Below are 14,524 nucleotides of genomic sequence, written 5' to 3' on the forward strand. Positions count from 1 at the left end.
TTTTTGTTAATAGTTAAATTGTAATTGTAACATTACATTTCTTCCCATGTCATCAGCAAAATAACGAAGGCGGTTTAAGTAAGCTCTATAGTTGGTGTCTAATAAATTATTCACGCTAAGAGCAATATTAAGATTGGTTTTATTTGAAGTTTTTAAAGTGACTTCAGAATAAAAGTTTAACAATTGATAAGCACTTGGAGGTGTGCTTACATCGACTAAAACAGTTTCGTTTGTAGAAGCGATGTAAGTTTCAAAGTTATTATCTGGGTATTTTGTTTGTTCAAAAGTCCATTCACTCGTCAAAGACGCTGAAAACTGTTTCCAATCGTTAGTGTAAGTGATACTGTTTCGGGTATTAAATGCAGGTATATTTATAAGCGGTCTATCATTTTCAATATCATTTCCTACAGTATAAGAAGATTTATTTGAAAAATTAAAATGCGCATTAAAATTATAGTTTGCACTTAAATCGATACCGTATAACTCGGCATCAGTTTGTAAATATTCCCAAACAGGAAAAGCACCTCTAATGGTTTGCTCAATGCCTGTTGGTTCTATATACATATAATCATTAATGTGATTATAAAACGCTTCTACTGTTAAGTTAAGTTGATTTGAATTATGATTATAACTTGCCGAAACTCTATTAGAAGTTTCTTTTGTTAAATTTAAATCACCCAATTCAATTCTAGCAGCAGAGTGGTGTAAGCCATCACTAAACAATTCTGAAGGATTTGGTGGTCTGCTAGATAAGCTATAGTTTCCTATAAAACTATTATGCTCATTTAGTTGATAATTAAACCCTGCTGAAGCAGAAAAATTATGATAATCAAACACCGGGTTTACCAAAAGCTGAGTTCCTAAATCTTCAAGGATGATATTTGAAAAATCTTCATCATAACCACGTTCTTCCCAACGTGATGTGATATAGTATTTTTTAGCATCGATGCGATTGTAATCATAACGTAATCCAAAATCTAAAGTCATTTTAGCGTTTAAATTATGCTCAGCTGTAGTATAGATTCCAAAATCATACTTGTCATAATCCGGAATTAAGCGTCTTATGCCTGTATCTGGATTTGCAAAGTTATCTTGGTATCTTCCCATTATTCCAAACTTTAGCTTGTAACCTTTAAGAGCATCTAATACAATATCTGATGAAATGGTATGGGTTTGAAGTTTTAGGTCTAAAGCGGGTGTATCTCTGTCATCTCCAACACGGATATCATATTCATAACGTTGGTTGTTTTGATAGTCGTATTGTAAATTTACTTTACCAAAATTATTAAAACGTTTGTAATACATTGCTTTTGCAACCTGATGTGTTACATCTTGTTTAGGTGCATTTATGTCGTAACTAAAGTCTTCTATCACTAAAGGTTCTGAGCTATTGATGGCAGAAACTAAATCTTCAATATTTCCAATATGTGAAGCTTTCAGAATCCCTATTTCATTGTTTAGGTAGCTATAAAAGACTTCAAAACCAGATTCAAAGGTTTGTTTTCCTGCGCGAAAAGTAAATCCTTTAGAATTAGAACCTGTGTTGGTTAATACATAATCTGGAGCTTCAAAATCACCATTTTGTTTAAGAGATCCTTGCACAGAAGCAAACCAACCTTTTTTTGTATACTTATTTAACTTGGTGTTAAAAGCATAACCTCTACCGTTAGTTTGTCCGCTAAGTGTTGTTTTTCCAAACAATGTATCTTTTAAAAACACACGCTCTGGATTTGCAACAACCACACCTCCAATAGCATCACCTCCATACGCAAGTGCACCGGCACCTTTAATTACAGAGATTTGAGATACCGCATTAACATCCATGTTAGGTGCGTGCTCAATTCCCCAATCTTGGTCCTGTAATCTAACGTTATTGTTTAACATAATTAATCTGCTGCTATGCATACCATTAATCATAGGTTTAACGATAGAACTCCCTGTACTAATAGAAGAAACTCCTGCAACCTCCTTTAGCGCGTCACCAATACTTAAAGCAGAATACTTTTTTAGAGTCTGTTCCTTAAGTACGGTTTCTTGGGCTGTTTTGGTTTCCTTTTTATCTACATGTGCTGTTACAGAAACCTCATTGAGCTCTTCAATATGGTGCTCCATTAAAATGGTTTTAAAGGAATCACCATTTATTTCAAAACTTACGGTTTTGGTTTCGCAATTCGCATGAGATATGGTTAATGTTAAGGTTCCTGCACATAAGTTTTCAATTTTGAATTTACCATCTAAGTCTGAAAAAGCATATTTACCACTTTCTTTTTGGTAGATAGTTGCAGACTCAATTGGTGTTCCGTCATGAAAATCTTTAAGTTCGCCTAAAAAAATATAGGTGCAATCTTGACCGTAGCTAAAGCTTGAGATAGCGATAACTAGACCTATAATTATTTGTTTCATCAAAATAGATTTATTAGTGTATTAGAAAACGAAAATTCTAACTCACTTGAGGCGGACCTCTAACAAACCTTGTTAATTGCTGATAATTATTAAAAGAAATATAATGCGAAAAAAAGATCTTGGTAGTTTGGGTATTAACTATGATATCATAGTTATATAAAACCAAGAATTGTGTGTTTGTAAGTTTAAATTTATAAAAATCACAAGACAGGTCAGATTCGTGAAAGTGAGTTTTATATTCTCCATCAGCGTCACAAACTTTGTGGTATTGATGTGTAAATGCATGCGATAGTTTTACAGCAGAAGGAAACAGCACAGCAAGCACTAGCACAATAGCTAATGTTTTAAAAAGTGATGTAAGAACTGCTTTTATATTCAATCTAAAAATCGATTTAACCCGAATCTGCGGAGCATTTTCTTTTCAAATTCCCAGAAAAATTTGAATTGACCGAAGAGCCAACCAAAGGTTACTAATAGAATTTGATAGAAAACAAGCCCAATGATAATGTATAAAAACCAATAAATTGCAATGTTTAAGTTTTCTTTAGTAATTCCGATAAAGCGAATAATAGGTCTGCCAACAAATAAAGAAGATGAACCTGTAAATGCAAAGACCATAAATACACGAATCATTTCCCATTTATAGTCGAGAATCCATTTCTTTTCTAATTTTTTAAAAATGAATAAAGTTAATTTCAATAAGCCAAAGAAGATAAAAAGAGAAGTTATAATGGTTATTGTAATTCCATAATCTTCTAAAAAAGCGTTCGCAATTTTAAAAGCTGAATAACCTAGGATTATAAGACCAAAGAAGGGAAATAAAAACTGCCAATTATGTTGTATCTCCCAATGTTTTTTAAATTTTTCCATAGCTTAAGTTTCCTAAAACAAAACTAATGAATAAAGCTGTATTTATAGCTTAAATTCTAGGTGTAAAGGAAGAAAGTTTTTGTTTGTACTTTAATTGAAAATACAGAAAGTAATTGTATAATTTATAGTTGACTTCATAACCGTAATCAGTTCTATTATCATAATCTATGCGCACTTCGTAAAGATTTGGATCGTAGGTTTGAGGTTGTAGATTTCTTTGATTCCATGCTTGAACTAAAACCGTATTTCTAGATTCTAACCATTCTTGAGTATGATAACCTTCGGGTCTAGCAGTGCCTTGCAACCAAGAATTAAACCCAGGTTCTATGATTATAATTTCATAATCGTTTTCGTCACTACTAATAGATACTGTATCGTTTTCTGTTAGGCTATTTTGGTTTTCGTTATTAATTACAGGACTTGTGTTATAAGATTTACAACTTGCAATTAAAATGAGGATTATAATAAATGGAATAATCTTTTTCATATGCTATTTTATTATTTTCAATGTTAAATATGTCTATTTCATAACGAAATAAAGATATTAAAAATTAGTAGTGTTAATAAGGTTTCACTTTGATTTAACACTACAAAGCAATTGTAAATTTTAGTTTTGTACAAGTGATAATAAGTAAACTTAGTGTTTCACTGCGTAAAGTTATTATTTCAGTTAGGTTATTATAAAAAAAAGAGCAACTCGTTAAAGCTGCTCATATGTAAGTAGGGTAAGTAATTTTATTTTCCGAACATGCCTCCTAAAAGACTTCCTATTCCTCCTTCTTTTTTGTCGCCACCTAATAACATTCCAGCAACATCATCTACAACACTTCCGTCACCGTCAGCATCTAATATTTTTTCTAAAAAGTTTTGTTCATTAGAAGCATCACTTCCTCCTAATAATCCACCTAAAAGACCACTAATGTCAGATTGAGAACTTACGTTATTTTGGCTAGCTTGCTTACCTAAAACTCCCATTAAAATTGGAGCTGCAACTTTTAAAATGTTTGCTACAGAACCAGCATCTACACCTGCTTTTTGACCAATAACTTGTTCAACACCTTGTTGTTTACTTCCTAATACATGACCAAGAATTTTTGCGCCATCATTTTTTACAGAATCATCTACACCACCATCAAACAAACCACCAAGATTGTCTAAGATACTTCCATTATTTCCGCTTAAAGCTCCCATAAGTCCTGCTGCACCTTCTGGGGTAGAAGCATTACGTTCCATAGCTTTCATAAGTACTGGTAAAGCTATCGTTAATACGCTACTTGTTTTATCTTGATCGGTTCCTGTAGAACCAGAAACGCCACTAATAATGTTTTTTCCTAAATCACTGTTTAATAAATCTAATATTCCTGCCATTTTATTTTTTATTTAAGGTTAGTTATATATTGTATATGAAGGTACAAAAAAAAGTCCCACATATAGTAGGACTCATTTTTTTTCGTTTGGTCACAATTTTGAAATATTTCTTTTTTTAAGAATCATTTAAAACTGTTACTCCTGAGAAATACAGGTGTATCTATCCGAGAATAGCTATAATTTGCTCTGCTAATTCTGTACCAATTCTGTCTTGCGCTTCATTAGTCGCAGCACCGGTGTGTGGTGTTAACGATAATGCAGAATTCATTAATAACTGAATTTCTGGTTTTGGTTCTTTTTCAAAAACGTCTAATGCAGCTCTCGATACTTTACCGCTTTCTATTGCTTTAACAAGTGCAATTTCATTAACAACACCACCACGAGCAGCGTTAGCAATGATAACACCATCTTTCATTTGGTTAAATTCTGCTTCGTCAATTACGTAATCTTTTTGAGCAGGTACGTGAAGTGTTAAAAAGTCTGCTTGTTTTAAAACGTCTTCTTTAGAAATCGTTTTAATTTCAAAGTTTACTTTCTGGCCATCAAAGAATTCTAATTCTAAATTGGCTTTTTCTAAAAATGGATCAAAAGCAATAACTTTCATTCCTGCACCAAGTGCTACTTTTGCAGTTGCTTGACCGATACGTCCAAAACCTAAAACACCTAAAGTCTTTCCTTTTAATTCGGTTCCTTTAGCATAAGATTTCTTTAAACCTTTAAAGTTAGCATCTCCTTCTAATGGCATATCTCTGTTAGAGTTATGTAAATAACGTGCTAAACCGTAAAAATGTCCGAATACTAATTCTGCTACAGAATGTGAAGATGCAGCCGGCGTATTAATGACTTTAAGACCTTTGCTACGTGCATAATCTACATCAATATTATCCATACCAACACCACCACGACCAATAATTTTTAGGCTAGGGCAGTTGTCAATTAAATCTTTTCTTACTGTTGTTGCACTTCTTACTAATAAAACAGAAACTTCATTTTTATTGATGTAGTTTTCTAATTGTTCTTGTGCAACAGTTGTTGTTATTACTTCGTAACCTGCAGCTTCTAAAGCGTTAATTCCACTTTGAGATACTCCATCGTTTGCTAATACTTTCATTATTTAAGTTTAAAAGATTAAAAGTTTTCAATTGCTAATTTTGAAACTTTAAATTATATTTTTTATATATCCAAATAAGGCATTGCTTATTCGGATATATAAGTCTTTTTTATTAAGCTTTACTTTCTAATTCACTCATAACTTCTACAAGTGCTTTTACGCTATCTAAAGATAATGCGTTGTACATAGAAGCTCTATAACCACCAACACTTCTGTGTCCATTAATACCATTAATACCAGCTTCTCTTACCATTGATTCAAAAGTTTCCTTAAGATTTTCATTCTCTAAAGTAAAAGTAGCATTCATTAAAGAACGATCTTCTTTTGCTGCGTAACCTTTGAATAATGGATTTAAATCAATTTCAGAATACATCAATCTTGATTTTTTCTCATTTTCTTTTTCAATAGCTTTAATACCACCTAGGTTTTTTAACCATTCTAAAGTTAGCATAGAAACGTATACAGGGAATACAGGAGGTGTATTAAACATACTTCCTTTGCTTATGTGCGTTTTGTAATCCATCATAGAAGGAATCTTACGAGATACTTTTCCTAAGATGTCTTCTTTAATAACAACAAGGGTTGTACCAGCAGGTCCCATATTTTTTTGAGCACCAGCATAGATCAAATCAAATTTAGAGAAATCTAACTGACGAGAAAATATATCACTACTCATATCACAAACCATAGGAACTGGTGATGTAGGGAAATCCTTCATCTGAGTTCCAAAAATAGTATTGTTAGAAGTACAGTGGAAATAATCGTAATCTTCAGGGATATCGTATCCTTTAGGAATATAATTGTAATTAGCACTTTTAGAAGAACCTACTTCGTAAATATCATCATAGATTTTAGCTTCTTTTATAGCTTTATCTGCCCAAGTACCAGAGTTTAAATAACCAGCTCTTTTTTCTAAAAGATTTAAAGCTACCATTAAAAATTGAGTACTTGCACCACCTTGAAGAAATAATGCTTTGTAACCTTTACCTTCAAGTCCTAACAACTCTAAAGCTAAAGACCTAGCGTTTTCCATAACATCTACAAATGGTTTGCTACGATGCGAAATTTCTAAAATAGATAAGCCTTCATCAAAGTTTAATACAGCTGAAGCTGCTTGTTCCATTACAGATTTTGGTAATACACAGGGACCTGCGCTAAAATTATGTTTTTTCATTAATCTTAATATTTAGTTATGAAAAGTTGTGTTTTTCTAATTAAACAGCTACAAAGGTGATAATTAATTGCTTATTTAGTGTTATAGAATTGATAATTTTTACTCTATATTTTTAATAAAAATTCAATAGTGTCTTCTCCATCAGCATAATCCCAAAGTTGTGGGTTTTGAGTTTCACCGAATTGAATGGTTGTATCTACAAAAGAACGTGATACAACACATTGTATTTTATCTGAATCCGTTTTTAATTTTTGAAGTAATTCGTCATTACTGTCATAATACTCATAAAACATTGTGGCAATAGGTGAGGCGTAGCTTTCGTCTTCCTTTATCATTAAGAATCCGTTTTCTAACATATTAAACTCGCTCATTAAATAAACCGCTTTATTATAGTCGTAATTGTTAGCATACTTAGATTCGTTTATAATAGCATTCCATTTATAAACGGCATTGAAAAATTTTTCAAAATCATAATCCTTAGGGACAAATAATTTAGAAACATTTCTACAGCCTAGTCCATAATATATAAAGATATCGTCAGATAATGCTTCGAGCTCTTCTTGAGTTTCGTTTCCGGTTAAAACGGCTACTGAATTTCTATTTTTTCTAATAATGGAAGGTTTGTTCTTAAAATAGTATTCAAAATAACGTGCCGTATTATCGCTTCCTGTAGCAATAACAGCATCAAATTGGTTCAGTTTTTCTTCTGTAAAGGTTATTTTCCCTTTAAAAGCTGGTGCTACAACCTCTAAATATTTAGCTAAGAACGGTAATATATGTTTGTCATTAGATGATTGTTTAACCAATACATTATGACCAGAAATAAGTACAGATAAAAAATCATGAAAACCTACCAACGGAATATTTCCTGCCATAATTATGGCAACCGTTTGTGTATTTACGTCCTTAAAGTTATATTTCTCTAACCAATGATTGATATTTTTATTAGTCAATGCATTAGACCAATTTTTTAAGGTAAGTGAAATGTTAGCTTTAGTAAACCATCCATTATGTTCTTGAGCTAATTTTAATTGATGTTTAAAGCCGTCATAAAATAAATCGTTGGCTTCAATGGTATCCTTTTTTATGCTTTCATTTTCTTGAAATTGACTTAAAAATTCACCTAATTTTACAAATGCGTTAATTCTATATTGTAAATCCATAAAGAGTTTGGTTATACGATGTTTTGGCTTTATTTTTGCAATTGCAAATTTAAGCAAACAATACTAAAAAAATTACTATGGCAATTATAATCACAGACGAATGTATTAATTGTGGAGCTTGTGAGCCAGAATGTCCTAATACAGCTATTTACGAAGGAGCAGACGATTGGCGTTATGCAGACGGTACAAGTTTAGAAGGGAAATTAGTACTTCCGAATGGTAAAGAAGTTGATTCTGAAGAAACACAAGAACCCATAAGTGATGAAGTTTACTACATTGCTCCAGATAAATGTACAGAGTGTATGGGCTTCCATGAAGAACCCCAATGTGCTGCTGTTTGTCCTGTAGATTGTTGTGTGCCAGATGAAGATCATGTGGAAACTGAAGAGCAACTCTTAGGTAAACAACGCTTTATGCATCCTAACGGTCATTAAGCAATAAGCATAATACACGTTAATAATATAGAATCCTGAGTCTTTGGCTTGGGATTTTTTATGTTTTAGAAAGACTCGTTTATAGAAGTCATTATAAAATCATTACTTTTTTTGTAATTTTTTCTAATATTTGTGACTACTTCAAAGTTGTGCATAACTTTGAATGAGAATAAAAATAGCTATCGGTATATTAATTGTCTTCTGCTTTGCGGAAATAAGGCCTGTATTGCCTTTTTTAGAGTATTGTTTTAATTATGAATATATTTCAGAAGTTCTATGCATAAACAAAAATAAGCCTGTAGTAACCTGCAATGGAAAGTGTTATTTAAGTCTACAATTAAAAGAAACACAAGAGTCTGAGGGGCAAGGTAAAAATGCATTAACTACTAAATTAGAAAGAATTCCGATGATATCGTGTAACTATGAATTCTCAAAGTTTATACTACTAAAATCTGTTTCTAAACAAAATAATGCTTTTTATCAATTTTCAATTATAGATTTAACAATCTCACCACCTACGCCACCACCAAAATGTTAATTAGAGATTCGTTTAGTTTTCATATTAGATCGAAAACTTAAAATATTTTTAATTTCAATTAACAAAAAAAGTAAATAATGTACAATAAAATTGTATTGCCTTTTATAGGCATTATTTTGCTATGCTCTAATGTGGGTGTCGCACAAGAAGATCAATGGACTTCAGCAAGACCAGATGGTCACGCACCTATAAGTGTTATGGGTGACCATTATCATAAAAAAGGAGAATTTATGTTGTCTTATAGGTATATGCCTATGTGGATGGATGGAAATTTTCAGTCTTCAAATGATATATCAAATGAAGATATTTATGAAGATTATATGATTGCACCACAAAAAATGAGTATGGATATGCATATGCTCGGTGTAATGTATGCACCTTCAGACCAAATTACATTAATGGTAATGGGGAGTTATATTACCAATTCTATGGATTTAAAAACAGGAGCGGGTGTTGATTTCTTAACAGAATCGGGTGGATTAGGAGATTTAACAGTATCTAGCCTTATTAAAATAATGAATCGTAATAGACAGTCGTTACATGGTAATGTTGGAGTTTCTATTCCTACAGGAGATATTGATCAGCGTGATGCAACACCAATGGCAGATAATGCTCAATTAGCTTACCCAATGCAATTAGGAAGTGGAACTTGGGATCCGAGTTTGGGGTTAACTTATTTAGGACAGTCAGATAAATTTTCTTGGGGAGCTCAATCTATTTATAAAGTTAGAATAGGAGAGAATTCTGAAAATTACACATTAGGAAACAGATTTGATGTCGTAGGTTGGGGAGCGATTAAGCTATCTGAATCTTTTAGTTTATCAACAAGTTTGAGCTATTATGATACTCAAAAAATAGATGGAGTAGATGCTGACTTAAATCCATTGATGATGCCCTTATTTAATACAGTTAACTCTGGAAGAAGTCAAATAGATGTTGGTTTAGGAACAAATTTTTTAATACCAAAAGGTAGCTTTAAAAATTTACGATTAGCTGCAGAAGTAAAGATTCCTACCTTTCAGGAAGTTAATGGTATTCAAATGAAAAACACTTTAATGGCAACATTTGGAGTTCAATATGTTATTGGGCATAAAGAATAATGATGCCTAATTTTCTGTAAAAATAAAACGGCTTAAGTGTAAACTTAAGTCGTTTTGCTTTTACTCTCATATATAAAAAAAATGCTTTTAATAGGTGTTTAGATTTAGTTATTATTTTAGCAACACAAGTTAAATTAAGCAAAATTCATATATTAATTGTGTTATGATAGATATTGTATAAAACATTAAAAAAATGAAGAGAACCCTTTGATTTAGAAACTAAAGAAGTTTAAAAAACATATCTTCGTAAGGATAGAATTATAATTGCATCAGGTAAATATTATAAAACAATTTTAATTAATACCATACGCATGACAATATTCAAAGTGAAAAATCTGATATTTTTAATTTTAATCTTTTTTTTAGGAACATTTTCGGCTATTGCTCAGATAAATGTTTTTGATCAAGATTATTATAGCGTAATTAAAAATAAAACTATGAAATTTAGTCAGGTTGAAAATATGGTTTATATCACAGGTTGTGAAGCACTTGATAAATGTGATGCAAAACCAAATACTGAACTTATTATAGAAAGAGATTCATTAGTGGGTGATAGTCCAATTTCTAGTGAAACGGAGGTTAGTGAAAAAGCAAAATTATATTAATAATCCTTTTATTAAACCTAAACAATGTCTAAAATTATATTTTTAATTTTTATTTCAATTTTATTTTCTTGTAGTGGGATAAAAACGGTAAACTATGATAAAGCACGAAAGCTTAATTTAAAGAAGGGCTACAAGACAGTACTTAATGAAAATGAAGAAATTGATTTAAAAAAGTATTATTTAGCCCCAAAGAATATTTCTAAAGTTACAGTAGATAGAAAATCTGAAATTATAAAAATATCTCAAATTAATTCAGCTACAGAATCATTCAGTATATCTGAAATAGAATCAAAAAAATTTAAGTCTAGATATAAAATTCAAACTAATGATAGTATTTCATTAGTTATTTTGAATGGAATTCTTGTTGAGGGAAATGACAAAAAAAAATATAAAATTGATTATGATGTTGTTAAAACAGTAACATTATTAAAAGATGCAAGTTCTACAATTCTAAATTGTGGAAGTAATGATGGTGTAAATGTATTATTAATAACTACAGAATAAAAAGACAAGTATAAATTGGGCAAAGACCGAGTATAGATTATTTAAGGGGGAAATCTCTTAATATATAAAATCCGTTTTTAAATAACCATATAATTTGTTAGATTAATATTTAAAGGTGAAGATGTTATTGGGCGCAGTCTTTACATGAATAAATAAGTGTTTATTACACATGATTCATAGAAAATTCTGTAATTTTGAAAATTAATTTTTGAAGCATATGACTTACCAAAATGATTTTATTGTTTTCTGGGAAAAAGTAAAAGAAAGTATTGAAGCAGGAACATTTGCCAAATTAACGATGGCCAAAACTATTGGTAAACTTGAGCTGAAAAATATATTTCTTAGACCTATATATTCTGATGATGAATTTCAGGTTTTACTTAAATACAGTTTTAGATCAAGGGAGACTGAAGATATTGAAGAAGAAATGACTTTAGAAGACGCATTAGTGATTCTAAAATCGCATTTAAAAACTACTTTTTTAACTGTTATATTATTTTCTACAACAAAGGATGTTACTTTTAAAGTGAATAAAAAAGGGATTGGTACTATTACAGAGAATCACCCGACTTTTAAAAACGTTACCCAAGCGTAGTGTTTTGTAGTTTATTTTTTATTTTAGAAATTATTTGATTCTAATATATGACTATCATCTAAAGAACAACTAACTTTGCCAATGCCTACTGAAGCTGTTTCAGTACATCTGTTTTAGTGTTTAAAACAGATTTTTTATGATTTAAGTGAATTAAGAATACTATGGAAAAGAACGAATTTTTAGAACAACATATATTTACAGGTTTAGAGAACATCAATGATGGTTACGAATCTGAAGCAACACATTATTTTTCAGAATTAGATTTTGCTACCGTTTTAGAACGTGCAGCACATTTTGGTCTTGGAATCTATAGTATTGAAGCACGCCTAGATGGTGAAGTTTTTGGAACTTCTGGTCATGATAAAGCAAAGAAAAAAGCTACAGATCCAAAATGGTACACGCAAGCGTTATCAGATTTTAAGAAACGCCAAGCCGGTTTGGCATATGGAGCAACTTACAAAGTGTCTCAAAAACTTTTAGATCGTAAAAGTGATAGTGAGTAAGCTTTAGAAAACAATTTTTATATTAGAATAGAGATCCTGAGCCTTTGGTTTGGGATTTTTTTTTGGATTATAAAACGTCTTTCTTATTAGTTGTTTTTTTTTTTTTTTTTGAAATCTACATTATAAGATTACATTATAATTATTACAGAAGAGGTATTCTAGGGGGTGTCATATTATGATGTTTTTGTGTCTGATTTGCGATAATTTACTCGGAGTGTAGTTCTTACAAAATAAAAAATGACTTTTACAAAAATTAAGTAAAAGTCATTTTTATAAATGCTTTGTTTTTTAATTCACTCCTAAAAAAGAAAGTCTATCGTCATCTACAGGTATGGCGTAAACTCTCCAAAGAGTATCGTACCCGGCATATTTCCATAAAACTTCACCGCTATTAGAAACTTCCCAAACTGTTCCATCTCTACCTTCAGCAATAAGTGTATTTCCGTTAGGAGTTCTTACTGCGCCTCCTAATCCAGAGCTGTATAGTTCTGAATCGGTGAATGACCATACCAATTCTGGTTCGTTATCTTGACCCGCAATAAGTTGATACGGAGGATTCAATTGATATTCAAAAACAGCTGATTGGTTATCATAAATATTGTTAGAAAACACTAACATGTTCCCTGTATCTAATAAATTAGGATAATGTACATCGTTTATGGTTACTTCTCCTACGTTATCGTAAGCTAATGGGTTACCAAAACGGTACACTAAATCTCCACCTAAATTATAGTTTCCACCCGTACTTGTTGCTGCTTGAGCTGTGGTTGTGCTGTGGTCTATAACCCATATCTCGCTATAGTTATTAATTGTGAGATAAATAATGTTATTTGTTTCATCTACAGTAATACCATTAGCGTGCATAATATCTCCATTGGCTTGCCCACTGTTGTAGTTAATGTCTATTTTGTTAGGGTTGTCTTGTACGGTACCATAATTAAGTTTAGTACTGTTATGATCTTGAATTAAATGATCTGTAGCATGCCACTCCCAAACGATTTCTTGGGTTACAGGATTCATTTCTATTATGGCTTCAGGATAAATGTCTTGACTTCCTGAAAATCCCATTTCGGACGCATCACTTACCAGAAGTTGTTCCCATACCGGGAATATTATATTTCCATTAGATAAGTAATCTACATCATGATGGGCTGTTTGTGTGGTGGTGCTATAAGACACCTCCCAATCTGTTGTTTGGTCGGCATTTATTTTTTGAAATACACCACCATATCCTCCAAAGGTAATGGCCGCATCGTTGGCTTTTAGACACACTAACATACTACCGTCATCTAATAGACTGGCATCATTGCCTATTGCGGCATCAAAGTTCCAACTAAATATTTCATCACCATCATGATTAATTATATCTGCACCTTGCCCTGTTTGGTCTACCACCAAAACATAGGTTGAGGTATCTGTTCCTGTTGTAGTATCGGTATCACTACCGTCGCTACTTTCAATATCATCATCATTACATGCTGTAAATAGTGCCATAATGGCTAATAATACTAAAGGCTTAGCAATGGCTGAATTTATTCTCATTGTATTTTTCATAGGATCTATGTTTTATGTTATGTATTTAGATGCTGTTTATAATAAAAACACTCGCTTAATTATGAGAATTTTGTTGGTTTGTGTTGTAATTGTTTGTGATTTAGAGTGTTGTGTTTTTTTTATAATAAGTTGTTTTGTCTATTTACCATTGTGCTTATTAATTATTGAATAGATTTGACTCCTTTTAAATTTTTAGGTCTAAAGGGTGAACTTTTTATCGTTATAACTATTGAAAAAAACTGATCAGAGTAGTTCTTAGTAAACTTTAAATTATAACTCAATATCAGATTCATCTGTTTTGTAAGGTTTTTATATTAAGAAAAGAACAGTTAATAAAGGCGGGGCTATAAAATAACCTTACAAGTTTGTTAATTTATTTGTAGATTTCGTTTGAAAATTAATGGTAATAATTTATTAACTATTTTTAATACTATAGCTCTAGTTTTATAACGTTTAATGTGCTTAATTTGATGCTTTATAAAACCAAAAAAGCGTTGTGAATATATTTTATAAGGGTTAATTAATGCTTTAATAAAATAAAGTTACTTTTATAATTCTTAAATTTTTAATATTAATTTGCATCTTGTAAGAATATTGTTTTA

The 14,524-nt window shown here is 31.2% G+C and carries 16 protein-coding genes; 7 read left to right on the forward strand and 9 right to left on the reverse strand.

Features of this window, described 5'->3' with window-relative positions:
* Nucleotides 1–6: 6 nt before the first annotated feature.
* The 8 genes from HSX10_RS14880 to HSX10_RS14915 form a co-directional block, all read right to left on the reverse strand.
* The gene (locus tag HSX10_RS14880) at nt 7–2,403 is read right to left on the reverse strand and encodes a TonB-dependent receptor (RefSeq protein WP_173589036.1); all 2,397 of its coding nucleotides are present in this window, start codon (nt 2,401–2,403) and stop codon (nt 7–9) included.
* Nucleotides 2,404–2,440: 37 nt separating this feature from the next.
* Nucleotides 2,441–2,782 (reverse strand): hypothetical protein, encoded by a 342-nt coding sequence (locus HSX10_RS14885; protein WP_173589037.1) that lies wholly within the window; start codon nt 2,780–2,782, stop codon nt 2,441–2,443.
* On the reverse strand, nt 2,779–3,273 hold the full coding sequence (locus tag HSX10_RS14890) for a DUF6787 family protein (RefSeq protein WP_173589038.1): 495 nt from the start codon (nt 3,271–3,273) through the stop codon (nt 2,779–2,781). Before HSX10_RS14890 ends, HSX10_RS14885 begins: the two co-directional genes overlap by 4 nt.
* 49 nt (nt 3,274–3,322) lie before the next feature.
* The gene (locus HSX10_RS14895; protein ID WP_173589039.1) at nt 3,323–3,760 is read right to left on the reverse strand and encodes a DUF6146 family protein; all 438 of its coding nucleotides are present in this window, start codon (nt 3,758–3,760) and stop codon (nt 3,323–3,325) included.
* A 248-nt stretch (nt 3,761–4,008) separates the two neighbouring features.
* On the reverse strand, nt 4,009–4,641 hold the full coding sequence (locus HSX10_RS14900) for a DUF937 domain-containing protein (RefSeq protein WP_173589040.1): 633 nt from the start codon (nt 4,639–4,641) through the stop codon (nt 4,009–4,011).
* 160 nt (nt 4,642–4,801) lie between these two features.
* Complete coding sequence (locus tag HSX10_RS14905) at nt 4,802–5,752, reverse strand: D-2-hydroxyacid dehydrogenase (RefSeq protein ID WP_173589041.1); 951 nt, start codon at nt 5,750–5,752, stop codon at nt 4,802–4,804.
* A 112-nt stretch (nt 5,753–5,864) separates the two neighbouring features.
* Nucleotides 5,865–6,926 (reverse strand): 3-phosphoserine/phosphohydroxythreonine transaminase, encoded by a 1,062-nt coding sequence (serC, locus tag HSX10_RS14910; RefSeq protein ID WP_173589042.1) that lies wholly within the window; start codon nt 6,924–6,926, stop codon nt 5,865–5,867.
* 104 nt (nt 6,927–7,030) lie between these two features.
* Complete coding sequence (locus HSX10_RS14915; RefSeq protein WP_173589043.1) at nt 7,031–8,089, reverse strand: acyl-CoA reductase; 1,059 nt, start codon at nt 8,087–8,089, stop codon at nt 7,031–7,033.
* Between the two features lie 77 nt (nt 8,090–8,166).
* On the opposite strand from HSX10_RS14915, the gene HSX10_RS14920 reads away from it, so the two are divergent.
* From HSX10_RS14920 to HSX10_RS14950, 7 genes are all read left to right on the forward strand, one after another.
* Entirely contained in the window at nt 8,167–8,523 is a 357-nt protein-coding gene (locus HSX10_RS14920) for a 4Fe-4S dicluster domain-containing protein (RefSeq protein ID WP_173589044.1), read from the forward strand.
* A gap of 163 nt (nt 8,524–8,686) precedes the next feature.
* A complete protein-coding gene (locus tag HSX10_RS14925; RefSeq protein ID WP_173589045.1) occupies nt 8,687–9,061 on the forward strand; it encodes a hypothetical protein in 375 nt (124 codons plus the stop codon).
* A 77-nt stretch (nt 9,062–9,138) separates the two neighbouring features.
* Nucleotides 9,139–10,161: a transporter gene (locus HSX10_RS14930; RefSeq protein WP_173589046.1), complete on the forward strand. Its 1,023-nt coding sequence runs from the start codon at nt 9,139–9,141 to the stop codon at nt 10,159–10,161.
* A gap of 311 nt (nt 10,162–10,472) precedes the next feature.
* Nucleotides 10,473–10,766, forward strand: coding sequence for a hypothetical protein (locus HSX10_RS14935; RefSeq protein WP_173589047.1), 294 nt, complete (start codon nt 10,473–10,475; stop codon nt 10,764–10,766).
* Nucleotides 10,767–10,790: 24 nt separating this feature from the next.
* A complete protein-coding gene (locus tag HSX10_RS14940; RefSeq protein ID WP_173589048.1) occupies nt 10,791–11,270 on the forward strand; it encodes a hypothetical protein in 480 nt (159 codons plus the stop codon).
* Nucleotides 11,271–11,487: 217 nt separating this feature from the next.
* The gene (locus HSX10_RS14945; RefSeq protein ID WP_173589049.1) at nt 11,488–11,865 is read left to right on the forward strand and encodes a hypothetical protein; all 378 of its coding nucleotides are present in this window, start codon (nt 11,488–11,490) and stop codon (nt 11,863–11,865) included.
* Between the two features lie 161 nt (nt 11,866–12,026).
* On the forward strand, nt 12,027–12,368 hold the full coding sequence (locus tag HSX10_RS14950) for a hypothetical protein (protein WP_173589050.1): 342 nt from the start codon (nt 12,027–12,029) through the stop codon (nt 12,366–12,368).
* A 288-nt stretch (nt 12,369–12,656) separates the two neighbouring features.
* On the opposite strand, the gene HSX10_RS14955 is transcribed toward HSX10_RS14950, so the two are convergent.
* Nucleotides 12,657–13,922, reverse strand: coding sequence for an arylsulfotransferase family protein (locus HSX10_RS14955; protein ID WP_246293578.1), 1,266 nt, complete (start codon nt 13,920–13,922; stop codon nt 12,657–12,659).
* Between the last annotated feature and the right edge of the window lie 602 nt (nt 13,923–14,524).

This window comes from Winogradskyella undariae (assembly GCF_013285155.1).
GTDB lineage: Bacteria > Bacteroidota > Bacteroidia > Flavobacteriales > Flavobacteriaceae > Winogradskyella > Winogradskyella undariae.

Excerpts from the sequence above, each read along its gene's own strand:
- HSX10_RS14905 (WP_173589041.1), bottom strand. The coding sequence starts at position 5,752 with ATGAAAGTATTAGCAAACGATGGAGTATCTCAAAGTGGAATTAACGCT.
- HSX10_RS14925 (WP_173589045.1), top strand. The coding sequence starts at position 8,687 with ATGAGAATAAAAATAGCTATCGGTATATTAATTGTCTTCTGCTTTGCG.
- HSX10_RS14940 (WP_173589048.1), top strand. The coding sequence starts at position 10,791 with ATGTCTAAAATTATATTTTTAATTTTTATTTCAATTTTATTTTCTTGT.
- HSX10_RS14955 (WP_246293578.1), bottom strand. The coding sequence starts at position 13,922 with ATGAAAAATACAATGAGAATAAATTCAGCCATTGCTAAGCCTTTAGTA.
- HSX10_RS14880 (WP_173589036.1), bottom strand. The coding sequence starts at position 2,403 with ATGAAACAAATAATTATAGGTCTAGTTATCGCTATCTCAAGCTTTAGC.
- HSX10_RS14950 (WP_173589050.1), top strand. The coding sequence starts at position 12,027 with ATGGAAAAGAACGAATTTTTAGAACAACATATATTTACAGGTTTAGAG.
- HSX10_RS14935 (WP_173589047.1), top strand. The coding sequence starts at position 10,473 with ATGACAATATTCAAAGTGAAAAATCTGATATTTTTAATTTTAATCTTT.
- HSX10_RS14895 (WP_173589039.1), bottom strand. The coding sequence starts at position 3,760 with ATGAAAAAGATTATTCCATTTATTATAATCCTCATTTTAATTGCAAGT.
- HSX10_RS14930 (WP_173589046.1), top strand. The coding sequence starts at position 9,139 with ATGTACAATAAAATTGTATTGCCTTTTATAGGCATTATTTTGCTATGC.
- HSX10_RS14945 (WP_173589049.1), top strand. The coding sequence starts at position 11,488 with ATGACTTACCAAAATGATTTTATTGTTTTCTGGGAAAAAGTAAAAGAA.
- HSX10_RS14915 (WP_173589043.1), bottom strand. The coding sequence starts at position 8,089 with ATGGATTTACAATATAGAATTAACGCATTTGTAAAATTAGGTGAATTT.
- serC (WP_173589042.1), bottom strand. The coding sequence starts at position 6,926 with ATGAAAAAACATAATTTTAGCGCAGGTCCCTGTGTATTACCAAAATCT.
- HSX10_RS14900 (WP_173589040.1), bottom strand. The coding sequence starts at position 4,641 with ATGGCAGGAATATTAGATTTATTAAACAGTGATTTAGGAAAAAACATT.
- HSX10_RS14890 (WP_173589038.1), bottom strand. The coding sequence starts at position 3,273 with ATGGAAAAATTTAAAAAACATTGGGAGATACAACATAATTGGCAGTTT.
- HSX10_RS14920 (WP_173589044.1), top strand. The coding sequence starts at position 8,167 with ATGGCAATTATAATCACAGACGAATGTATTAATTGTGGAGCTTGTGAG.